Origin of the sequence: Salinivibrio sp. ES.052, assembly GCF_900141775.1 — a bacterium.
GTDB lineage: Bacteria > Pseudomonadota > Gammaproteobacteria > Enterobacterales > Vibrionaceae > Salinivibrio.
This window is the reverse complement of record NZ_FSRI01000001.1, coordinates 393,975-414,962: the sequence shown is the minus strand read 5'-3', so window position 1 is coordinate 414,962 and position 20,988 is coordinate 393,975. Positions and strand designations below refer to the sequence as shown.

Genomic DNA, 20,988 nt, shown 5'->3' with positions numbered 1-20,988 from the left:
TCTCCTCGACCTATCCCACGTTTTCATGATCTCATCACGCCTTCTTGCTGTGATCGAACACTCTACGCCTCCACTACCCTTATGAATGTCGCTTAAGTAAAGCGTCACTGACAGCTTACAGCAAATCAGACAAAAACCCTGCTCCATGGCGGTTGTTATAGCTGCGTCAAAGGTCGATAATAGGCAGATCACAAAAACATTAAATGATTAAACAGCATGGCTGAGTATTTGTTGCTACTGGTGGGCACGGTTTTGGTCAATAACTTCGTACTGGTGGAGTTTTTGGGCCTGTGTCCATTTATGGGCGTATCAAAAAAACTGGAAACAGCAATTGGGATGGGGCTCGCCACAACCTTCGTGTTGACCTTGGCGTCAGTGAGCTCGTATCTGGTTGAAACCTATATTCTGATCCCACTCGATCTCGGATACCTACGCACACTGAGCTTTATATTGGTGATTGCCGTGGTGGTGCAGTTCACGGAAATGGTTGTGCACAAGACCAGTCCTACCCTGCATCGGCTGTTAGGCGTGTTCTTGCCTTTGATCACCTCAAACTGTGCAGTGCTAGGGGTGGCGTTGCTCAATGTGAAACAACAGCACAGCTTTATTGAATCGATTATTTATGGGTTTGGGGCGGCTTGTGGTTTTTCGCTGGTGCTGGTTTTGTTCGCGGCAATGCGCGAGCGTATTGCTGCCGCTGATGTTCCTTCCCCCTTCAAGGGCGCGTCAGTAGCGATGATCACTGCAGGATTAATGTCGCTTGCCTTTATGGGCTTTACTGGACTGGTAACGTTATCATGAGTGGAATAGTGATTGCGGTGATAGTGATTGCCGCTCTTGCCGCCGTATTCGGTGCAATTCTTGGTTTTGCCTCGATTCGCTTCAAGGTTGAGGCAGATCCGATTGTCGATCAGATTGATGCCATTCTACCGCAAACACAATGTGGTCAATGTGGTTACCCTGGCTGTCGTCCCTATGCCGAAGCCATTGCCAATGGCGATGAAATTAATAAGTGCCCGCCAGGTGGCCAACAAACCATTGAAAACTTGGCTGACTTGATGGGCGTAGAAGCCACCGAACTGGCCCATGATGAAGAAAAAAGTATCAAAACCGTTGCCTTCATTCATGAAGAAGACTGCATCGGCTGTACAAAATGCATTCAGGCCTGTCCGGTCGATGCGATTGTCGGTAGTACTAAAGCGATGCATACCGTGATTGAGCAAGACTGTACCGGGTGCGATTTATGTGTTGCCCCCTGCCCAACCGACTGTATTGAAATGCTCCCCGTTCAGGACACGCCCGATACCTGGAAATGGAAGCTTGAACAAATTCCCGTTGTAGATGTCACTGAGAGTCAGGGAGCAGGTGCCTGATGGAAAGCCTCATAGAACAAATAAAACATGGCCAAGTCTGGGATTTCCATGGCGGTATTCATCCGCCTGAGCATAAAACCCAGTCGAATCAGGGTGCCATTTTAGAAAAAATGCTCCCTAATGAGCTTGTTATCCCGCTTAAGCAACATATTGGCAGCAAGGGAAAGCTATGCGTCAGCCAGGGCGATCAGGTGCTCGCAGGGCAAGCCCTCACTGAAACAGATATTCAACAATGTGTGCCCGTGCACGCCCCTACGTCAGGGGTGGTGGTTGCCATCGAGGATAGAACGATTGCGCATCCGTCAGGCTTGTCTGACCGCTGCGTGGTGATTAAGCCTGATGGCAAAGATGCATGGGGGCCTAAGCCTGCCTTACCGGCTTATCAAACCCAGCCACCCGAGCAGTTGATCGACCATATTCGTGCCATGGGTATTGCTGGGATGGGAGGTGCCGGCTTTCCAACGGCAAGAAAACTGCAAAGCGGCTTAGCCAGAACGGAAGTGCTAATCATCAACGCCGCGGAGTGTGAGCCTTATATCACCGCTGACGATCGGCTGATGCAAGATTGTGCAGATGAAATCATCGCAGGCGTACAAATCCTCAATCATATCGTTAAGCCCAAACTGGCGGTTATTGGCATTGAAGACAACAAACCCGAAGCGATCGCCGCGCTTAAAGCCGCGGTGGAGGCCGTTGATGAGGACATACTTATCCAAGTGGTGCCTACCAAGTACCCATCTGGCGGTGAAAAGCAGCTGATTCAAATCATCACGGGCAAAGAGGTGCCTGCCAAAGCCTTTCCCGCCAGTATTGGCGTGCTTATGCAAAACATCGGTACCACCTATGCGATCAAACGCGCGGTGTTAGATGGCGAGCCGCTGATCAAGCGTGTGGTCACTTTGACCGGGAAAACGCTCAACACCCAGCAAAACCGATGGGCGCTTCTCGGGACGCCGATTGGCGAGCTATTGGAACATCACGGCTATAAGGCAGAGAAAAAACTGCCACGGGTGATCATTGGTGGCCCGATGATGGGCTTTACCGTCCCACACACACAAGTGCCTGTCACCAAAACTACCAACTGTGTGCTGGTGCCAACGCGCAAGGAAATTGCCCCTGCCAAGCAAGAAATGGCCTGTATTCGTTGCAGTGCCTGTGCCGATGTCTGTCCCGCACACCTTTTACCTCAGCAATTGCAGTGGTACGCCAAAGATCAGGACTACGACAAGTGCCAAGACTATGATCTCTTCGATTGCATCGAGTGCGGCGCTTGTGCCTATGTGTGCCCAAGTGAGATCCCATTGGTTCAATATTATCGCCAAGCCAAAGCTGAAATTCGTGAAATTGAAGCGGAAAAAGAAGCCGCCGAGCGTGCGCGCCAACGCTTTGAAGCGAAAAAAGCGCGCATGGAACGCGAAAAGCAGGAGCGAGAAGAAAAACATCGTAAAGCTGCAGAGCGTCGGAAAAAAGCGGCGCAACAAAATACTGGCTCCGATGATGCACTTAATGCTGCTGTGGAGCGGGTAAAAGCGAAAAAAGCTGCGCAGTCGGCATCAAGCGATGTCAAACCTGCCGTCGCAGCCGCGATCGCACGAGCCAAAGCCAAACAAGCCGAAGCAGCGCAAGCAGGCAGTGATGAGCCAGACAACAGTGAAATGATGAAATTACGCGAAGAGCGTAAACGGCAAGCGCGTGAACGTAAGGCGGCCAAAGAGGCACAAAAAGCCCCAGAAACCGCCAATCCGCAGGCAGCACCAGACAACGCTGACAGCCAAGACAATAAAAAAGATGCCGTAGCAGCCGCTGTTGCGCGTGCCAAAGCCCGCAAAGCCGCCCAGCAAGGCGACACCAAGGCGGAATCGACATCGGCTGACGAGAAGCCAGCCGACTCTGCGGACACCGCGCCTGCATCTGACGAGGCTAACGATAAGAAAGCCGCCGTGGCTGCCGCTGTTGCGCGTGCCAAAGCGCGTAAAGCTGCACAACAAGGTGACACCAAGGCACAACCAGAGACGGCTGCCGATACATCATCCGACGCTGCGGACACCGCGCCTGCATCTGACGAGGCTAACGATAAGAAAGCCGCCGTGGCTGCCGCTGTTGCGCGTGCCAAAGCCCGCAAAGCCGCCCAGCAAGGCGACACCAAGGCACAACCAGAGACGGCTGCCGATACATCATCCGACGCTGCGGACACCGCGCCTGCATCTGACGAGGCTAACGACAAGAAAGCCGCCGTGGCTGCCGCCATTGCGCGTGCGAAAGCCCGCAAAGCCGCCCAGCAAGGCGACACTAAGGCACAACCGACGACTGCCGATACGCCATCCGACGCTGCGGACACTGCGCCGGCAACTGACGAAGCTAACGACAAGAAAGCCGCTGTCGCCGCTGCGGTCGCCCGTGCCAAAGCACGTAAAGCCGCCCAACAATCACAACAAGAAGATAAGGAATAACCCACGTGGCGTTTTTCATCGCAAGTTCACCACACGCCCACAACAAACGTTCCACCAGCCATATCATGCTGACGGTGCTCCTATGTGCCTTACCCGGTTTGGCGGCACAGTGGTATTTCTTCGGCTGGGGCGTGCTTATTCAATTAGCCTTAGCGGTTGTCACGGCTTGGTCTACCGAAGCACTGGTGATGCGATTGCGTCGTCGCCCAGTGATGGCTTATCTTCGCGATAATAGCGCCCTACTCACCGCCTTTTTATTGGCCGTCGCTATCCCGCCGATGGCACCTTGGTGGGTGATCGTCATCGGTACTGCGTTTTCTATCATTGTTGCCAAGCATATCTACGGCGGATTAGGGCAGAACCTCTTTAACCCAGCCATGGTTGGCTATGTGGTACTCCTCATCGCTTTTCCGGTACAAATGACCACTTGGTTGCCGCCAGAAACTCTTGCCCCCCATAGCTTGACCTTTGCTGACACCCTTGCGGCGATTTTTGGCGGTTACACCTTGGATGGCTTTAGTGTCAACCAATTGCGTATGACGGTGGATGGCGCCACCATGGCGACGCCTCTGGATACCATTAAAACCGCACTGGCTGGCGGCCAAACCGTCAGCGAAGCCTTGCAACAACCGATTTTCTCAGCATTAGGCGGTAAAGGTTGGGCTTGGGTTAACACGCTTTACCTACTCGGTGGTTTGGTGCTTATCCAACGAGGCATTATCAATTGGCATATTCCGGTCGCGGTACTCGCCGCCTTGCTTGTATGTTCATTGCTCGGCCACTTGATCGCGCCTGATCAACTCGCGTCACCACTGATCCATTTGTTATCGGGCGCCACCATGCTCGGTGCGTTTTTCATCGCCACCGACCCAGTCTCCGCCTCAACCACTGATCGTGGCCGCTTATGGTTTGGTGGCCTGATTGGAGTGCTGGTGTATCTAATTCGCACATGGGGCGGTTATCCCGACGGTGTCGCGTTTGCGGTCATCATTGCTAATTTGTGTGTGCCATTGATTGATTATTACACCAAGCCACGCACTTATGGGCATGCCAGCAACCGTGCAGAGAAGAAGTCACAACTATGATTGAAACGATACGAAAGCATGGGGGCATCCTAGCGGTCGCGGCCCTCTTATCAACGGCGTTAGTCGCGGTGACCAATGCACTGACGGAAGACACCATTAAAGAGCAGCAGCAAATCCAGTTATCAAAAGCACTCAACCAAGTGATCCCTGAAGATCGACATGATAATCCGCTTCACCAAAACTGCCGGCTAATACAACATTCAGAAGCGCTCGGCACCGATGAGGCACAACCTTTTTACGTAGCAACGCTTAACGATGACGTGACTGCAGTCGCTATCCAAGCTATTGCCCCTAATGGCTACAATGGCGCCATTAAAGTACTCATAGGTATGGACGCAACGAGTCACCAAGTGTTAGGAGTACGGGTGTTAGAACATAACGAGACCCCAGGGCTCGGTGACAAAGTGAGCTTACGAGTGTCAAACTGGATACGCAGCTTTAGCGGAAAGACCGTGACCAGTGAAGAGGATAAACGTTGGGCGGTCAAAAAAGATGGTGGCCAGTTCGACCAATTCACCGGTGCGACCATCACTCCACGGGCTGTAGTAACCGCGGTTAAAAAAGCCGCTTGGTTTGTGAGCCAACAGCAAGCTGCTCTGATTAATCAGCCAGTGAATTGTGGAGGTGCATCATGAAGAGTGCTCATAAAGAGTTAATGAAAAATGGCTTGTGGAGTAACAACCCCGCTTTTGTGCAGCTACTGGGTCTATGCCCACTTTTGGCGGTCTCCGCTACCGTCACCAATGCCCTTGGTCTAGGCATCGCGACATTGGCGGTGCTCGTCGGCTCCAATTTAATTGTTTCCGTGATCCGTGAATGGGTCCCCAAAGAGGTGCGCATTCCCATTTTCGTGATGGTCATCGCCTCGCTGGTGACTTGTGTGCAATTGGTCATGAATGCGTATGCTTACGGCCTATATCAATCACTGGGGATCTTTATTCCGCTCATAGTGACCAACTGCATTATCATCGGTCGCGCGGAGGCGTTTGCTTCTAAAAACCCTGTTAGTTTATCGGTGAGTGACGGCTTTTGGATGGGCACAGGGATGACCGCCGCGTTGGTGATACTCGGAGCCATTCGAGAAATTATTGGCAACGGCACCTTGTTTGATGGCGCGGATCTGTTATTGGGCGACTGGGCGGCCGTATTACGGATTGAAATTTTCCAATTCGATACCAAGTTTCTGTTAGCCATATTGCCACCCGGCGCGTTCCTCGCTGTCGGCTTTCTTATCGCGCTGAAGAACATCATTGATACGCACCTTGCCAGCAAAACAGAAAAAGACGAGAAACCGGTGATTGAGCGCGCGCGTGTGACAGGCAATCAATGACCCACAGGATACGGTAAATGAATAAAGAAAAACGAAGACAGATCCTTGAACGTCTGCGAGATAACAACCCGAATCCGCAAACTGAGCTCAATTGGTCCACCCCTTTCGAATTACTGATTGCGGTGTTACTGTCGGCACAAGCAACCGATGTCAGTGTGAATAAAGCAACCAATAAACTGTACCCCGTGGCCAATACACCTGAGGGGCTGCTGGCGTTGGGCGTTGACGGAGTAAAAGCGTATATAAAAAATATCGGTTTATTTAACTCCAAAGCCGAGAACGTAATTAAAACCTGCCGCGCCTTGATTGAACAACATAATGGCGACGTGCCAGAAAGCAGAGAGGCACTGGAAGCCCTGCCTGGAGTGGGACGAAAGACCGCTAATGTGGTGCTTAACACCGCATTTGGCTGGCCCACCATCGCCGTCGATACCCATATTTTTCGGGTGTCTAATCGCACCAAATTTGCAATGGGTAAAAACGTCAATGACGTGGAAGAGAAACTGATCAAGGTGGTGCCCAAAGCCTTTAAAGTCGATGTGCACCACTGGCTAATTCTGCATGGACGCTACACCTGCCTAGCACGAAAACCTCGCTGTGGCAGTTGCATCATTGAAGATTTATGTGAGTACAAAGAAAAAGTTTATCCAGATAGCTAACGCCGCCAAAGGCGAGCACTGGCAAGCCAAAAAGGAGCAACGTCATGTCAAACGGCAGAATTCTACACACCATGATCCGGGTCGGTGATCTAGACCGTGCGATCAAATTTTATACTGAAGTGATGGGAATGCGTTTGTTACGCAGCAATGAAAACGAGCAGTATAAATATAGCCTGGCGTTTGTCGGCTATTCCGATGAGTCAGAAGGCGCCGTGATTGAGCTGACCTACAACTGGGGCGAAAGCGAGTACGATCACGGTAACGCCTTTGGCCATATCGCAATTGGCGTGGACGATGTTTACGCGACCTGCGATCAAATTCGCCAAGCGGGCGGCAATATCACCCGTGAGCCAGGCCCAGTCAAAGGCGGTAGCACTGAAATCGCCTTCGTCACTGACCCTGATGGGTACAAGCTTGAGCTTATCCAAAACAAAAGTGCCTCTGCTGGCCTAAACGGTTAACACAGCAAGACAGGACTTCAACTTCAAACAAAAAGCCCAGCGTTTGATGCTGGGCTTTTTGCATTCTATCGGTGACAAGCGCTATCAGTTACCGTCTCTATCATTTATAACAAGGTTCTTCCCAGCGAAATGACTACGCGCCGGTTTTTGCTTCGCCCAATCGGATCTTCATTATCAGCAATAGGCCGACGTTCACCATAGGCTTCAACCGTAATTCTGTCTTCTGGTAGCCCTAACGACGTGAAGTAGTCTCGAAGCTTTTTCGCTCGGCGCTCTGACATTTGCTGATTGGCCTCTCGTGTCCCGCGTGCGTCTGAATAGGTGGCAACCAGCACCAAATCGATATCATCACTATAGCGAACAAACTCGGCAATTTGAGTCAATCGTTGGCGACTCGCTTTGGTCAGCTCATCGCTATTTTCTTGATAACGCAACACGGTAAAAGAAATGTCTTCAAACGCGTAAGGTAATAGTCGATTGAGGCAACGGCTGAATTCGTTGTACGGCGAGCCAAATGCCACTGCCGATAGCGCGACATCCACTTGTCGTTGCTGACGTTGCCAATCTTGAAAGCTAAACGTGGGAAATCGGCCCGACTCCAACTCACTGAGCATCGACCAAGCCGTTTGACCACCGACATAGCCATCGAACTGCTGGAAAAATTGAAGTTGGTCCATATATCGAGCCGGCTCGCCAGGCATCCAATCAGCAGGCATGGATAATAGTGATACCTGAGTGGTCTCTCCCATGGCGCGTTGCATCTCTAACAAGAAGTCTAAATTCATGTCTTTACTGGCTCGAGCAGTAAAAGAAGCAAGCCCATATCCGGGAATAGAATGTTCTAAACGACACTCGATCGGTGTATCTATGGTGACGGCCCAGTTTGACTCTCCAAGCGAAGCCACATATTGCTTATTCGCATAGGCGTTGCCCGACGCGAAGAGACCGATAACCAACGCTATCGTGCATAATGGCATTATTAGCATGAGGCATTGCGTAAAAAGGCGAGACGCCATCCTAGACTCCGAACTTCACATAGAATAATGAATAAGGCGTGGCCTACTGCAAGCACCAACGCACAATATACATGCGGCACTGCAAAAAGGCGGTTTAAACATTCACAGTATATATAAAGGTATCGACGGGCAACATGGTGACTTTAGCTTAACGCTGCGATTTGCGATAATCACCTTTTATTACTTTCAGTAAAATGGCATCTGCATGAGCGAAGCAAGCAACCTAAACAGCCTTAAGGCCCGATTCCGTGGCTACTTCCCCGTCGTGGTCGATGTCGAGACTGCCGGGTTCAATGCCAAAACCGATGCGCTACTTGAGATTTGTGCTGTCACGTTAAAAATGGACGAACAAGGCTGGCTAGCACCGGATAAAAAATTGCATTTTCATGTTACCCCGTTCGAAGGCGCTAATCTCGAACCTGCTGCCCTTGAGTTCACCGGCATCCGCGACCCTTATAGCCCATTACGTGGCGCCGTTGATGAAGGCGAGGCCTTGCGGGAAATCTTTAAGCTGATCCGCAAAGAACAAAAAGCGGCGGAATGTCAGCGCACCATTATGGTCGCGCACAATGCCAATTTTGACCATAGTTTTGTCATGGCTGCAGCAGAACGAGCTCAACTCAAGCGCATTCCCTTTCATCCTTTTGCCACCTTTGATACCGCTGCACTGAGTGGCCTAGCATTAGGACAAACCGTGTTGGCAAAAGCCTGCCAAACAGCACAAATCCCGTTTGATAATAAAGAAGCACATAGCGCGCTCTATGATACCGAGCGTACTGCTGAGCTCTTTTGTGAGATCGTCAATCGCTGGAAGCGCTTGGGCGGCTGGCCTCTCCCGACTCCCCCGAGAGTTCTGAGAATACACCTACCTAATTACCAATAAAGACAAGTTAACCCAACCAGGTCGGCAAACACGCAGCCCCAGCGTTGTCGCCGACCCTGCATGGTTTGACGCCAAATGTGTTCACAAACCACAAAAAGTTCAGCTTAGACTTGTTAACAATTTGTTTGCGGTCACATTTTCATGATCTTATTTTGGTCTTTATTTCGTTATCAGACTAACCACTATTAAACAGGCACATAAGGAGTGAGCGACAGAATAACAATATAAAAATCACGTTAAATAAGGGCTGAGCATAGATATTACTCAAATAGAGTTTTTACTTAAAACAACTGATAGAAACATTGTTAGCCCTATCAGGTGAAATAGTGGTTTATCCGTTTTGAAACCAACCTTTAACAAACGTGAAATTGGTGCCACTATTGAACTTGTAGAACATCCGAGCACTTCTTTCGCCCACGCAAGATGGGCTTGGAAGAGGCGGCCCCAAAGAACAAGAAGCTAATTAACAAAGGAGTGAGGCGCGTTATGTCATCACTATTTAAGAAATCGCTAGTGGCAACCAGTTTATCTTTGTTAGCCGTGCAAGCACACAGTGCCGGCTTCCAAGTATCAGAAACCTCGGTATCTGGTTTGGGGCGTGCTTTTGCCGGTGAAGCCGCTATCGCAGATAATGCCGCAGTAGGCGCACGCAACGCCGCTGCCCTAACCCGTTTTAACACTACCGCGTTCTCGGGCGGCTTAACCATTATCGATCCTGATGTGCATGCTGATGTAAACAGTGCAGGCAACGGCACCATACCTAAAGCGGTCCTAGAAGCTCAAGGTTTATCAACAGATGAAAATGATCTTGCTCCAACTGAATATGTCCCTAATTTTCACCTTATTCGCCCGCTAAACGATAATCTTGCGATAGGTTTTTCCGCTTTTTCTAATTTCGGGTTATCGACAGAATACTCAAAAGACTTTGCTGCTGGAGTTGGAGCCGGTGATACCGCTCTAGTTACCATGAACTTCAATCCTAATATTGCATACAAGATAAACAATCAGTGGAGTGTTGGTGCGGGTATTAGTGCTATCTACGCCGATGCGGAGTTAAATCGATTTGCTGGTGCCGCAGCTCCAGTACTCAATGGGCAATTAGGAACATCTTATACTCCTACCAGTCGTATTTCCCACCTAAGTGGTGACGGCTGGGGCTTCGGATGGAATCTTGGAGCTCTATGGGAAATAGATGAAAACAACCGACTAGGTGTGTCTTATCGCTCACAGTCGGATATCACACTAGAAGGTGACTACGAAGGCATCTCAACTATTGCCGTAGGAAAACAAGGACAGTCTGTATCAGGTGAGTTAGATCTTAATTTACCTGAGATTATTGAATTTTCAGGCTTCCATCAACTCAACCAACAAATTGCAGTCCACTATAGTGCAATGCACGTCGGATGGGATACTTTTGAGGAGTTAAAAGCAACGAGTGCAGCGACTAATTGTAATGATGGCACAGCTGGCCAATGTCTCCAAAAAGATGAAAACTGGGATAACAGCTGGCGTTATGCACTCGGTGCCACCTACACCATGGACGATCACTGGGCCTTCCGTGCCGGTTATGCCTATGATGAAAGCCCGGTAGATGCTGAAGATCGTACGCTAAGTATTCCTGATTCTGACCGTCATTGGTGGAGCCTGGGTACGACCTACACTGCGAATGAGAACCTCTCCGTTGATGCGGGTTTTGCCTACCTAGATGGCGACCAAGTTGACGGTACTGAAGACGGATTTGCGTTCTCAGCTGGCGGCGATGCGTATATCTATGGTTTGCAGCTGAACTACTTGTTCTAAACTCTGCGAGTTAAACATACCCCAACGAGCCGGCCTATTAAGGCCGGCTTTTTTATCTATTCACCGTTGAGGATGATAAGCGATGGCTGGCCGCTATCATGGTACAACGCAGCCAAGCCCCCGCTCGCAGACATGCCGTGAACCCATCTCAGGGGGCGCCGCCGCGCTGTCCTTGGCGCGGGAGGGTCTGCTTAGCGGCACTCGGTCGCGACCGCTCATCAGGATCGCCTACATTGCCACACGTCTGCGATCGCTTACGAGTCGATTTGCCTACTTTGACAGTCTCGGCTTGCAGCAAGGCGGACAAGCATGAAAGAAAGTAACTAAAAAAGCAGATTTCCCCTCGACACAGACAAAATTTTGCGCAAACTGGGTAGCTTAATTACAAAACCATAGATAACCCCTGCGGCAACGCTGCAGTGATAACCCTATAACAGGAACGTTTCCATGAACCCGGTAGTCATTTCAGTCTGTGTCATGCTGGCACTGGCCCTTATGCGCGTGAATGTCGTCGTCGCACTCACTTTTAGTGCCGTCCTTGGTGGACTGGTCGGTGGGCTCAGTATTTCCGAGACCATTGGTGCGTTTGAAGGTGGGCTTGGCGGCGGTGCCACCATTGCCCTTAGCTACGCCATGCTCGGCACTTTTGCGGTAGCAATAAGTCGTTCAGGGATCACCGATGTCCTCGCGCACTCGGTGATCCGCAAGCTAAACGCGCGCCCAACCGATGCCAACACGGCCACCTTTAAATATGTTGTTTTAGTCCTGTTAGGGCTATTAGCGATTTCGTCGCAAAACGCAATCCCGGTCCACATTGCCTTTATTCCTATTGTGATCCCTCCTCTATTGCATGTGTTCCAGCGCTTAAAACTCGACCGTCGTTTGGTCGCCTGTGTGCTCACCTTTGGCTTAATCATGCCGTATATGGTGTTACCGGTCGGTTTTGGTGGCATCTTTTTGAACAATATTTTGCTCAAAAACCTCAATGATAACGGTTTAAGCGTGGTCGCCAGCCAGGTACCAACCGCAATGTTATTACCGGCCGCCGGGATGGTGGTTGGATTACTGATCGCGACCTTCGTCAGTTACCGCCAGCCCCGTCAATATAACGAAGGCGAGGTACTCAACGCCGAGCCAGAAAATCACACCATTAGCCCTCGTAACCTTTGGGTGGCAGGGATTGCAATTATTGCCGCGTTAAGCGTGCAACTGATGGCAGGGTCGATGATTGTCGGCGCGTTGGCCGGCTTTATGGTATTCACCTTTGGTGGTGTCATTCGCTGGAAAGACACCCAGGACGTGTTCACCAAGGGCGTGCATATGATGGCGATGATCGGCTTTATCATGATCACGGCAGCAGGGTTTGCCGCGGTGATGAAGGCAACGGGAGGGGTGGAATCCTTGGTCGCATCTTTGTCTGGTTCCATTGGCGAAAACAAGCCATTGGCGGCTTTCTTGATGCTGGTTGTAGGACTCTTGGTTACCATGGGGATCGGCTCGTCGTTCTCGACCATTCCCATTATCGCTACTATTTACGTTCCACTCTCACTGGCATTTGGTTTTTCACCCATGGCCACGATCGCGCTGGTTGGTACCGCTGCGGCGTTGGGGGATGCGGGCTCTCCCGCGTCTGATTCCACCCTCGGCCCAACTTCTGGGCTTAACGCCGATGGTCAGCATGAACATATTTGGGATACGGTGGTGCCGACCTTTCTCCACTACAACTTACCGTTAATTGCGTTTGGCTGGTTAGCCGCCATGGTGCTCTAGAGAGAAAACAATGCGCGTTTCCACTCACTAAACCATACAAAAAAGCCACGTCCCAGACGTGGCTTTTCAACGTCGGCTCTATCAATAACAAAGTTATTCGTTTTCGCTCGCGTCACGGCGCTCTGCCGCTTCTTTGACCAGTGGCTGTAGCTCACCTTTTTGGAACATTTCCAGAATGATGTCACAACCGCCCACTAACTCACCGTCAACCCAGAGTTGTGGAAAGGTCGGCCACTGTGCATAAACAGGCAGCTCAGCGCGGATATCTGGGTTTTGTAGAATATCCACGTACGCAAACTTCTCGCCACACGACATCAGCGCTTGAGAGGCTTGCGAAGAAAAACCACAGCTTGGCAGTTTTGGCGACCCTTTCATGTAAAGCAGAATTGCGTTCTCTTCGATTTGCTGCTTGATCTTGTCCGTTGTTTCCATTGCTTCCTCGAACACTGTCTGTGAATCTTGCTTTGATTCTACTGGTTAACAGAGCGGAAAAAAATGCCTAAATCTTTTGTGGGATTAGGCATAAAAATTTTGTCGCGATCCTTTTAATAAAGTAAAAACTTGCTAAACTACACTCAGCAAAACGAAAATAGTAGCCACACCCGATGGTTAGGTGGCTGTTCGTTGACGTGATAACCCATCACAAACGACACCCTACACCACGGGCGATGGACTACAGGAAGCACTCTCACGATAAAAACGGAGATATAAGCAATGTCATTCCAACTACCTGAACTCCCTTTCGCAAAAGATGCGCTAGAGCCACATATTTCAAAAGAAACCTTGGACTATCACTATGACAAGCACCACAACACCTATGTGGTAAAGCTGAATGGTCTGATTGAAGGGACTGATTTTGAAGGTAAGTCACTGGAAGAGATCATCAAAACCTCTTCAGGCGGTGTGTTCAACAATGCTGCACAAGTGTGGAACCATACTTTCTACTGGCACTGCCTAAGCCCTAACGGTGGCGGTGAGCCAACGGGTGACGTTGCGGATGCAATCACTAAAGCGTTTGGCTCTTTCGACGAGTTTAAAACGCAGTTCACCAACGCCGCAGTCACTAACTTCGGCTCTGGCTGGACATGGCTGGTGAAAAAAGCAGATGGCTCTGTGGCAATCGTCAACACATCAAATGCCGAAACCCCACTGACTCACGACGGTGAAACGCCACTACTGACTGTGGACGTTTGGGAGCACGCTTACTACATCGATTATCGTAACGTACGTCCAGACTATCTGGCTGCCTTTTGGAAGCTGGTTAACTGGGACTTCGTCGCGAAAAACTTCGCAGGCTAAGTCGGCTTACGACAAAAAAGCGTAAAGTTAAGGAGGCGTCTATCGCCTCCTTTTTTATGGGTGCTTGGTACACCTAGCTTATGCGACAAAAATCGCGCACAAAAAAAGCCGCCAATATAATTGACGGCTTAACGAGACTGTTTCACAGCAATTAGTCTTGCTCTTTTTCCGACAAGATAATGCGCAGCGTACGACGCAGAGGTTCTGCCGCACCCCACAAGAGTTGGTCACCCACGGTAAAAGCATTGAGGAAATCATCACCCATTGCTAATTTACGCAAGCGGCCAACAGGCACGGACATGGTGCCTGTTACCTTGGCTGGGCTCAGATCAGTCATGGTCACATCACGCTCATTAGGGACGACACTGACCCAGTCGTTGTGTGATGCAATCATGTCTTCAATCTCATCCATCGGTACCGATTTTTTCAGCTTGATGGTCAAGGCCTGACTGTGACAACGCATCGCTCCCACACGGACACACGTACCGTCGATGGGGATCGGGTTGTTGTCCAATCCGAGGATTTTGTTGGTCTCAACCGATGCTTTCCATTCCTCTTTGCTTTGGCCATTATCACGTTTAACGTCAATCCAAGGGATCAAAGAACCGGCAAGCGGCGCACCAAACTGCTCGCTTGGGAAGTCCCCAGAACGTAGCGTTTGGGCAACTTTACGATCAATATCTAAGATTGACGTCGCTGGGCTGGCTAAATCGGTATTCACGGCGTCGTTGATCACCCCCATTTGGCTGATCAGCTCGCGCATGTGTTTTGCGCCTGAGCCAGATGCCGCTTGATAAGTTTGTGCTGTCATCCACTCGACCAGGCCGTTCTGATACAAACCGCCAAGACCCATCAGCATGAGACTAACGGTACAGTTGCCACCCACAAACGTCTGTGTGCCATTGTGAATACCCGCTTGGATTTGCTTGAAGTTAATCGGATCCAAGGTGATGATACTATCATCTGCCATTCGTAGTGATGACGCGGCATCGATCCAATAGCCTTTCCAACCTGATTCACGCAGCTTTGCGTAAACGTCGTTGGTGTAATCTCCGCCTTGGCAGGTGATAATAGCATCGAGGGTTTTTAGCATCTCAATGTCGTAAGCATCTTTTAGGGTACCCGCATCCTTACCGTAGTTTGGTGCGTCGATCCCAACCTGAGAGGTACTAAAAAATACAGGTTCAATATGGTCGAAGTCTTTCTCTTCCACCATACGCTGCATCAGCACCGATCCCACCATGCCGCGCCAGCCAACTAAACCTACTCGCATCATAATTTTCACACTCCATGTTGTGTGACCGCCGTTTTAAAGAGCATTCTTTTCGACAGTCAGTGAAAAAACGTTTTTGATACTAACATGTCTTTTCACCATCGTCAGGTCCGTCCCTTTTTCTGCGCGATTTACCCCCTACTTGTCAATTTTCCGTCACTGATGTCCAACTTGATTTAACGTACAAACGCCGAAAAAAACAGCACCAGCACACATAAAAAACACCGAATAAAAACAAATTAAAAACCACAAGAAAACAAACAATAAACCATTAACGATAAGTTTTAACCTGGCTCGCGCTTGACTCACATAAGCGACAAAAATGTTTCCCATCTGATTGCTCTGTTAGCTAGAGTATGACACCTCACAAATGGAACAAAGGATACTGACACACGGACAGTGATGTGAGTTTGGTGGTTGCTTAGTGCATCGCTAAATCGCGCAGGGAGTAGTCGCGCAATCACAGACGATCCACCTTCCGATAATGATATTGATACGTGTACCTCATGGTTTGACCAGAAGTGCGACGTGAAGAAGGTTTAGTTATGACAACACAGCAAACTCGATTACCATCCATCGTTCAGGTGGTTCTGGCGCTTGGCGCGTTTCTCGCACTCGCGTTTTCGTTTACCGCCAAACTTGATCTCCCAATCCAACTCGCCTTATTTATTGGCTGGTTTGTAATTATGGGTCTGGGTTTAAAGCTTGGGCATCAGTATAAAGAGCTCGAAACCGCCGCAACAAAAGGGATATCCAATGGGTTGGGTGCCGTTTTAATTCTGCTTTCAGTCGGTGCACTGGTCGGCACTTGGATCGCTGGCGGGATTGTCCCCACCATTATTTACTATGGTCTTAAAGCTATTCACCCTTCTATTTTCCTTTTAGCGACCATGTTGATTTGCTCTCTGACCGCATTGGCCACGGGTACCTCTTGGGGGGCCGCCGGTACTGCGGGAATTGCAATGATGGGGATTGGCCAAGGCTTAGGGATCCCTGCTCCAATGACTGCGGGTGCCGTACTCTCTGGCTGCTATTTTGGTGACAAAATGTCGCCTCTGTCTGATTCGGTGATCCTCGCCTCTTCCATGTCAGGTGTGGAAATCGTTGAGCACATCAAAGGCATGCTACCCATTGCGCTGATAAGCTACATTATTACTGGTATTTTGTTTACGCTTATTGGCTGGCATTACGCAGGCAATGTCGACATGAGCCAAGTAGAAATGGTGAAACAGGCAATGCAGGATCAGTTTGTGATCTCGCCCCTATCCTTTGTCCCGGTGCTGATTGTCCTTGCGCTGCTGGCAATGCGATTACCGTCTTTCCCTGTAATTAGCTTTGGCTCATTGCTCGGCGTAGTTTGGGCCATCATGCTGCAAGATATGACACCTGTTCACGCCATTAATACGGCATGGGCCCCTTTCTCGATTTCATCAGGCGTTGATTTCATTGATGCGATTCTTAATCGTGGCGGCATGTCATCCATGCTTGGCTCCGTCGCTGTGATCGTCTTCGGTTTGGGGTTTGGTGGCTTACTCGAAAAAGTCGGTGTATTACACACCATTGCCAGCTTGTTTGAGCGCCGTGTCAACAGTGCCGGTAGTTTGGCGACGTCAACTATTGGCACCGCCTTCATGGGCAACGTTTTCGGCTCGGCCATGTATGTGTCACTGATCTTAACCCCAAAAATCTGCGCGAAAAACTACGATAGACTGGGCTATCAGCGTAAGAACTTGTCCAGAAATGCGGAGTTTGGCGGCACGTTGACCTCTGGTATGGTGCCATGGAGCGATAACGGCATTTATATGGCAAGTATCTTAGGTGTCGCAACCCTGTCTTATGCGCCGTTCATGTGGCTCAGCTTCGTATGTATCGCCGTCACTATCGTCACCAGTTACATGGGATGGTTTGTCGATAAAGTCGAACCGACGAAGCCGTCTGCAGAGACGCATGCTGATAATAATGCGCCAGCAGCAGTAGAAACGGTTGCTGAACGCACCTAATCACGGACTCGCAATAAACAGACGCATAAATAAGCGGGACACCATCAAGGGGTCCCGCTTTTTTGTGACAGAACATGGACTACGCCGTGTTATTCATCATCTCGACTGGCCAAACGTCGCTGCAATTGATCACGAAGGTTAGGCGGTGTCCCTTTAATGGTGAGAGTATCGGTGTCTGGATCATAGAACACACGCTCCCCCAATAACATGGCATCAAAGTTGACCGATAAACCGCCACCCGATCCGACAAATTTGGTTAACTTGCGCATCGTTGTACGGTCTGCAGGAAACTGCTCCTCGAGCTCGTAGCCTTGCTGATTCGCGTACTGGTAGAAATCGGTGCCTTCTGATGTCGCTGGCAGCTCACTCGCCAGCTCTTTCACCACCACTTCATCACCCGCTTTAAGCTGATCATTGCAATAATCAAAGACCTGCTTGCGATAAGTATCCTTTTCTTCCTTATCCAGCCGAGCATCATCACAGTAATCTTCAACAGCCTGCATCAGTACCTGGTTTTGCTGTTTGCTGTCCATGCCCACTTCGGCTTGTAGGAAATCAAGGAAGAAATCCGACACTTTGCGCCCGACTCGCCCTTTGATAAAGGAAAGATAGCGGTTTGACTCGGGATCGGTTTCCCACGTCGATAAATCAATGCGAGCAGCAATATCCATCTTGCTGACATCTAGGTATTCGGTTGCGTTGACATCTAGTTCATCAGTAACACGTAAGCTGTGTTTCGATTCTAGAACACCAATAAACAAATAATCCGTGGCAAGTGCACGATAATGCGCCATCACCAATGTACCGTTATCCGCAAAGGGGTATTTCGCTAGTTCGGCGCGCAAGCGCTCAACGGCTCGCTCGGAAAACGTGCGAAAGTCGAGTTCATTAGCTCGGTAAGCTTTTAACCACTGCTGGCATTCACTCTCGGTGTCAAACAAAGCAAACCCTTTGCCTGCTTTTGCATGATAAACCCGATGAATATCCCCCATCAGGTTTTCGGTTTGTTCACTGATAGGTAAAGGTCCATCACGAAGGTGAACGTTAAGAGAATCATCAGCTTGCTTGACGATTTGATGTAATATTACGTTGGAAAGCGTGAGGGTCATGATTGAAAAGATTTTCAGTAAGACTAAAGTGTGAGTTATTATACGCTGCTTTGGTTTTAATAAGACAAGACGATTTTATGCCTGTAACCTCAAAATATGATGATAAGCAAGTGGAACGTATTATCAGTGATGTTGTCAACGTGTTAGAGCAACACGGTACATCGACGGATTTATCACTGATGGTGATTGGGAATGTCGCCACCAATATCCTTAACCACAATATTCCTGCCGCTCAACGTCAGGCCTTTGCCGACAAGTTCGCCCAAGCATTGATGGCCTCGATTGATAGTCAGTAACGTTTGCAGCAGCAGTATCTAATAAGAGAAGAATAAATTTGTATGGTTGATAGCGGAACATCGTATCGCGACAAAGTATCCCAACTGATCAGTTGGGGGCATTGGTTTAGCTTTTTCAACATCATTGCCGCTATGTTGCTTGGCACACGCTACATCAGCCAATCAGGATGGCCTGAGACGCTATTAGGGCAAAGCTACTTGGTCTTTAACTGGGTCGGGCATTTCGGCTTCCTGGTGTTTGCGCTTTATATTCTTATTATTTTCCCTGCCAGTTTCATCATTCCGTCTCAGCGACTGATGCGGCTATTTGCTGTGATGGTTGCGACCGTCGGGATGATGGTACTGCTGCTCGATATTTACGCCTATCAAACCCTGCACCTTCACCTCAACCCACTGGTGTGGGAGCTGCTGTTAAGCGGCGAAAAAACCGATATGAATGCGCACTGGCAGTATTTGTTTATTGCCGTCCCCGCCATTTTCATCCTAGAGCTGATTATTGCCGAATGGGTGTGGCGCAAACTGCGAAAACTGACACGCAAACGCATTGGTATTCCCGTTGCCACCGTCTTTGCGCTTTGCTTTATATCCAGCCATCTTATCCATATTTGGGCTGATGCATTTATCTATAGCCCTGTCACCGCACAACGCTCGACTTTCCCTGTCTCGTATCCGATGACAGCGAAAACCTTTATGGAAAAATACGGCCTGCTTGACCGACAAGAGTATCAACGTCTACGTGAACAGCGTGGCCAAGAAAGTAGTGAAGTTATTCGCTACCCGCTTGAACCTCTCGCGTTTGCCCCTGATGCCAATAAATACCAGAAAAATTTGCTGGTGGTAATGGTCGAAGGGTTGCGTGCCGATATGTTAAATCCCGTTACCATGCCGCACCTCTATCGTTTTGCTAACGATAATCTATGGTTTAAAAATCACTTCAGTAGCAGTAACGATGACATGGCAGGGCTGTTTGGATTTTTCTATGGTCTTCCCGGCAGTTATGCGCAAAGTGCACGTACCGAGGGGTTGCGTCCACTGATGATAGAAACACTCAAACAACGCGACTACCAATTAGGGCTGTTCAGCGGTGACCATTTCGCAAATCCTATTTATTATCAAAGCATTTTCAGTCGTGCGCTAGACGGAAACACACGGTCAGATGCTCCAGCTTGGCAAGCCGACGCAAACGCTATCTCATCCATGCAAGGTTGGTTGAACGATCGTCAACCTGGCGCGCCATGGTTTGGCTACTTAGAACTGGCTACCGTGAATGAATATGAGCAAGGTGGCGATTACCCACAACCCTTCCAGCCAGCGCTTGATAGCGTCATGGCTGGTGTAGATGCGCAAACTAGCTTGGTACTGAAAAACAGTTACAACAATGCGGCTCATTATCTTGATGATCAGTTGAGTGGCCTCTTCAAACAGCTTGAAGCATCCGGTCAATTAACCAACACGGTCATTATGATCACCGCCAATCACGGCATGGAATTTAACGAGACAGGACTGAATAGCTGGGGATCTAATTCTAATTATAGTCGTTATCAGCTCCAAGTGCCGATGGTCATGCACTGGCCTAACCAAAAAGCTGAACAAATTGAAAACTATAGCAGTCATCTTGATGTAGCCCCGACGCTAATGGAATCAATGCTGTCGGTCAGCTCTCCGGCAGACATCTACAGCAGCGGGACCAATTTGTTTGAGCTAAAGACCCGCCCACGTAAGTGGGTTCTGGCCGGGGACAGTCGTGATATCGTGGTTGTACAACCACAAAAAACCACGGTGGTGGATAAATTTGGTAATTATAAAGTGTATGATCGCCACTACACGCCATTACCAGAAGGTAAGCCTCAACTCTCATTGCTAATGCAGGTCATGCATGAACTCAAGCGCTTCTACCATCCTGAGGATCACGAACGTTAATCCTTCTCGGTAACTGGCGCATAAGTAGCCAAACGATTGAAAAACTGGAAAACAAACGGTTTTGGCAATTGACAGTTATCAGACCGATTCGTAATATAGCGCTTAGTCGGTCTGTAGCGCAGTTTGGTAGCGCACTGTCATGGGGTGTCAGGGGTCGCTGGTTCAAATCCAGTCAGACCGACCAATATATAAACCCGCTGCTCATAGAGCAGCGGGTTTTTTCATACCTAGTGCAAAAAGTTTCACCTCCCGCATTATCGGCCA

Annotated in this window: 19 protein-coding genes and 1 tRNA gene; 16 read left to right on the top strand and 4 right to left on the bottom strand. The window is 49.5% G+C overall.

What is annotated here, in order from left to right; genetic code table 11:
• Nucleotides 1-216: 216 nt before the first annotated feature.
• The 8 genes from rsxA to gloA are packed head-to-tail and all read left to right on the top strand — an operon-like array spanning nucleotide 217 to nucleotide 7,358.
• Nucleotides 217-801, top strand: coding sequence for an electron transport complex subunit RsxA (rsxA, locus tag BUQ98_RS01930; RefSeq protein ID WP_074212253.1), 585 nt, complete (start codon nucleotides 217-219; stop codon nucleotides 799-801).
• On the top strand, nucleotides 798-1,373 hold the full coding sequence (gene rsxB / locus BUQ98_RS01925; protein WP_074212252.1) for an electron transport complex subunit RsxB: 576 nt from the start codon (nucleotides 798-800) through the stop codon (nucleotides 1,371-1,373). The genes rsxA and rsxB overlap by 4 nt, the downstream gene beginning before the upstream one ends.
• On the top strand, nucleotides 1,373-3,823 hold the full coding sequence (gene rsxC, locus BUQ98_RS01920) for an electron transport complex subunit RsxC (protein WP_074212251.1): 2,451 nt from the start codon (nucleotides 1,373-1,375) through the stop codon (nucleotides 3,821-3,823). The genes rsxB and rsxC overlap by 1 nt, the downstream gene beginning before the upstream one ends.
• Nucleotides 3,824-3,828: 5 nt before the next feature.
• Nucleotides 3,829-4,908: an electron transport complex subunit RsxD gene (rsxD, locus tag BUQ98_RS01915; protein ID WP_074212250.1), complete on the top strand. Its 1,080-nt coding sequence runs from the start codon at nucleotides 3,829-3,831 to the stop codon at nucleotides 4,906-4,908.
• Nucleotides 4,905-5,543 (top strand): electron transport complex subunit RsxG, encoded by a 639-nt coding sequence (rsxG, locus tag BUQ98_RS01910; protein ID WP_074212249.1) that lies wholly within the window; start codon nucleotides 4,905-4,907, stop codon nucleotides 5,541-5,543. Before rsxD ends, rsxG begins: the two co-directional genes overlap by 4 nt.
• Entirely contained in the window at nucleotides 5,540-6,238 is a 699-nt protein-coding gene (locus BUQ98_RS01905; protein ID WP_074212248.1) for an electron transport complex subunit E, read from the top strand. Before rsxG ends, BUQ98_RS01905 begins: the two co-directional genes overlap by 4 nt.
• 17 nt (nucleotides 6,239-6,255) lie before the next feature.
• Nucleotides 6,256-6,897, top strand: a complete 642-nt coding sequence (gene nth / locus BUQ98_RS01900) for an endonuclease III (RefSeq protein WP_074212247.1) — start codon at nucleotides 6,256-6,258, stop codon at nucleotides 6,895-6,897.
• Nucleotides 6,898-6,941: 44 nt separating this feature from the next.
• Nucleotides 6,942-7,358, top strand: coding sequence for a lactoylglutathione lyase (gene gloA / locus BUQ98_RS01895; protein WP_074212246.1), 417 nt, complete (start codon nucleotides 6,942-6,944; stop codon nucleotides 7,356-7,358).
• Nucleotides 7,359-7,462: 104 nt separating this feature from the next.
• On the opposite strand, the gene BUQ98_RS01890 is transcribed toward gloA, so the two are convergent.
• Entirely contained in the window at nucleotides 7,463-8,374 is a 912-nt protein-coding gene (locus BUQ98_RS01890; protein ID WP_371515103.1) for a flagellar protein MotY, read from the bottom strand.
• A 205-nt stretch (nucleotides 8,375-8,579) separates the two neighbouring features.
• Between BUQ98_RS01890 and rnt the strand changes: the two genes are divergently transcribed.
• The 3 genes from rnt (at nucleotide 8,580) to BUQ98_RS01875 (ending at nucleotide 12,827) form a co-directional block, all read left to right on the top strand.
• Complete coding sequence (gene rnt, locus BUQ98_RS01885) at nucleotides 8,580-9,257, top strand: ribonuclease T (RefSeq protein ID WP_074212245.1); 678 nt, start codon at nucleotides 8,580-8,582, stop codon at nucleotides 9,255-9,257.
• Nucleotides 9,258-9,743: 486 nt separating this feature from the next.
• Nucleotides 9,744-11,057 (top strand): outer membrane protein transport protein, encoded by a 1,314-nt coding sequence (locus BUQ98_RS01880; RefSeq protein WP_074212244.1) that lies wholly within the window; start codon nucleotides 9,744-9,746, stop codon nucleotides 11,055-11,057.
• Nucleotides 11,058-11,504: 447 nt separating this feature from the next.
• Nucleotides 11,505-12,827 carry a Na+/H+ antiporter family protein gene (locus tag BUQ98_RS01875; protein ID WP_074212243.1) on the top strand — a complete coding sequence of 441 codons (1,323 nt, stop codon included), beginning with the start codon at nucleotides 11,505-11,507 and terminating at the stop codon, nucleotides 12,825-12,827.
• A gap of 93 nt (nucleotides 12,828-12,920) precedes the next feature.
• On the opposite strand, the gene BUQ98_RS01870 is transcribed toward BUQ98_RS01875, so the two are convergent.
• Complete coding sequence (locus tag BUQ98_RS01870; RefSeq protein WP_074212242.1) at nucleotides 12,921-13,259, bottom strand: Grx4 family monothiol glutaredoxin; 339 nt, start codon at nucleotides 13,257-13,259, stop codon at nucleotides 12,921-12,923.
• Between the two features lie 282 nt (nucleotides 13,260-13,541).
• Between BUQ98_RS01870 and sodB the strand changes: the two genes are divergently transcribed.
• A complete protein-coding gene (gene sodB / locus BUQ98_RS01865) occupies nucleotides 13,542-14,126 on the top strand; it encodes a superoxide dismutase [Fe] (RefSeq protein ID WP_074212241.1) in 585 nt (194 codons plus the stop codon).
• 151 nt (nucleotides 14,127-14,277) lie between these two features.
• Here the strand turns inward: sodB and asd are convergent, their stop codons facing one another.
• Entirely contained in the window at nucleotides 14,278-15,402 is a 1,125-nt protein-coding gene (gene asd, locus BUQ98_RS01860; protein WP_074212240.1) for an aspartate-semialdehyde dehydrogenase, read from the bottom strand.
• Nucleotides 15,403-15,944: 542 nt separating this feature from the next.
• Between asd and nhaC the strand changes: the two genes are divergently transcribed.
• Nucleotides 15,945-17,399, top strand: a complete 1,455-nt coding sequence (nhaC, locus tag BUQ98_RS01855) for a Na+/H+ antiporter NhaC (protein ID WP_074212239.1) — start codon at nucleotides 15,945-15,947, stop codon at nucleotides 17,397-17,399.
• 89 nt (nucleotides 17,400-17,488) lie between these two features.
• On the opposite strand, the gene yejK is transcribed toward nhaC, so the two are convergent.
• On the bottom strand, nucleotides 17,489-18,508 hold the full coding sequence (gene yejK / locus BUQ98_RS01850; RefSeq protein WP_074212238.1) for a nucleoid-associated protein YejK: 1,020 nt from the start codon (nucleotides 18,506-18,508) through the stop codon (nucleotides 17,489-17,491).
• Nucleotides 18,509-18,585: 77 nt separating this feature from the next.
• On the opposite strand from yejK, the gene BUQ98_RS01845 reads away from it, so the two are divergent.
• The 3 genes from BUQ98_RS01845 to BUQ98_RS01835 all read left to right on the top strand — a co-directional run bounded on the left by BUQ98_RS01845 (nucleotide 18,586) and on the right by BUQ98_RS01835 (nucleotide 20,908).
• Nucleotides 18,586-18,804, top strand: coding sequence for a YejL family protein (locus tag BUQ98_RS01845; protein ID WP_074212237.1), 219 nt, complete (start codon nucleotides 18,586-18,588; stop codon nucleotides 18,802-18,804).
• Nucleotides 18,805-18,846: 42 nt separating this feature from the next.
• Nucleotides 18,847-20,724, top strand: coding sequence for a DUF3413 domain-containing protein (locus BUQ98_RS01840; RefSeq protein WP_074212236.1), 1,878 nt, complete (start codon nucleotides 18,847-18,849; stop codon nucleotides 20,722-20,724).
• Nucleotides 20,725-20,831: 107 nt separating this feature from the next.
• Nucleotides 20,832-20,908, top strand: a tRNA-Pro gene (locus BUQ98_RS01835).
• Nucleotides 20,909-20,988 lie beyond the last annotated feature (80 nt).

What these genes read in the sequence shown, in the direction of transcription:
- rsxA (WP_074212253.1), top strand. Translation starts at nt 217, where the DNA reads ATGGCTGAGTATTTGTTGCTACTGGTGGGCACGGTTTTGGTCAATAAC.
- rsxB (WP_074212252.1), top strand. Translation starts at nt 798, where the DNA reads ATGAGTGGAATAGTGATTGCGGTGATAGTGATTGCCGCTCTTGCCGCC.
- rsxC (WP_074212251.1), top strand. Translation starts at nt 1,373, where the DNA reads ATGGAAAGCCTCATAGAACAAATAAAACATGGCCAAGTCTGGGATTTC.
- rsxG (WP_074212249.1), top strand. Translation starts at nt 4,905, where the DNA reads ATGATTGAAACGATACGAAAGCATGGGGGCATCCTAGCGGTCGCGGCC.
- BUQ98_RS01905 (WP_074212248.1), top strand. Translation starts at nt 5,540, where the DNA reads ATGAAGAGTGCTCATAAAGAGTTAATGAAAAATGGCTTGTGGAGTAAC.
- nth (WP_074212247.1), top strand. Translation starts at nt 6,256, where the DNA reads ATGAATAAAGAAAAACGAAGACAGATCCTTGAACGTCTGCGAGATAAC.
- gloA (WP_074212246.1), top strand. Translation starts at nt 6,942, where the DNA reads ATGTCAAACGGCAGAATTCTACACACCATGATCCGGGTCGGTGATCTA.
- BUQ98_RS01890 (WP_371515103.1), bottom strand. Translation starts at nt 8,374, where the DNA reads ATGGCGTCTCGCCTTTTTACGCAATGCCTCATGCTAATAATGCCATTA.
- rnt (WP_074212245.1), top strand. Translation starts at nt 8,580, where the DNA reads ATGAGCGAAGCAAGCAACCTAAACAGCCTTAAGGCCCGATTCCGTGGC.
- BUQ98_RS01880 (WP_074212244.1), top strand. Translation starts at nt 9,744, where the DNA reads ATGTCATCACTATTTAAGAAATCGCTAGTGGCAACCAGTTTATCTTTG.
- BUQ98_RS01875 (WP_074212243.1), top strand. Translation starts at nt 11,505, where the DNA reads ATGAACCCGGTAGTCATTTCAGTCTGTGTCATGCTGGCACTGGCCCTT.
- BUQ98_RS01870 (WP_074212242.1), bottom strand. Translation starts at nt 13,259, where the DNA reads ATGGAAACAACGGACAAGATCAAGCAGCAAATCGAAGAGAACGCAATT.
- sodB (WP_074212241.1), top strand. Translation starts at nt 13,542, where the DNA reads ATGTCATTCCAACTACCTGAACTCCCTTTCGCAAAAGATGCGCTAGAG.
- asd (WP_074212240.1), bottom strand. Translation starts at nt 15,402, where the DNA reads ATGATGCGAGTAGGTTTAGTTGGCTGGCGCGGCATGGTGGGATCGGTG.
- nhaC (WP_074212239.1), top strand. Translation starts at nt 15,945, where the DNA reads ATGACAACACAGCAAACTCGATTACCATCCATCGTTCAGGTGGTTCTG.
- yejK (WP_074212238.1), bottom strand. Translation starts at nt 18,508, where the DNA reads ATGACCCTCACGCTTTCCAACGTAATATTACATCAAATCGTCAAGCAA.
- BUQ98_RS01845 (WP_074212237.1), top strand. Translation starts at nt 18,586, where the DNA reads ATGCCTGTAACCTCAAAATATGATGATAAGCAAGTGGAACGTATTATC.
- BUQ98_RS01840 (WP_074212236.1), top strand. Translation starts at nt 18,847, where the DNA reads ATGGTTGATAGCGGAACATCGTATCGCGACAAAGTATCCCAACTGATC.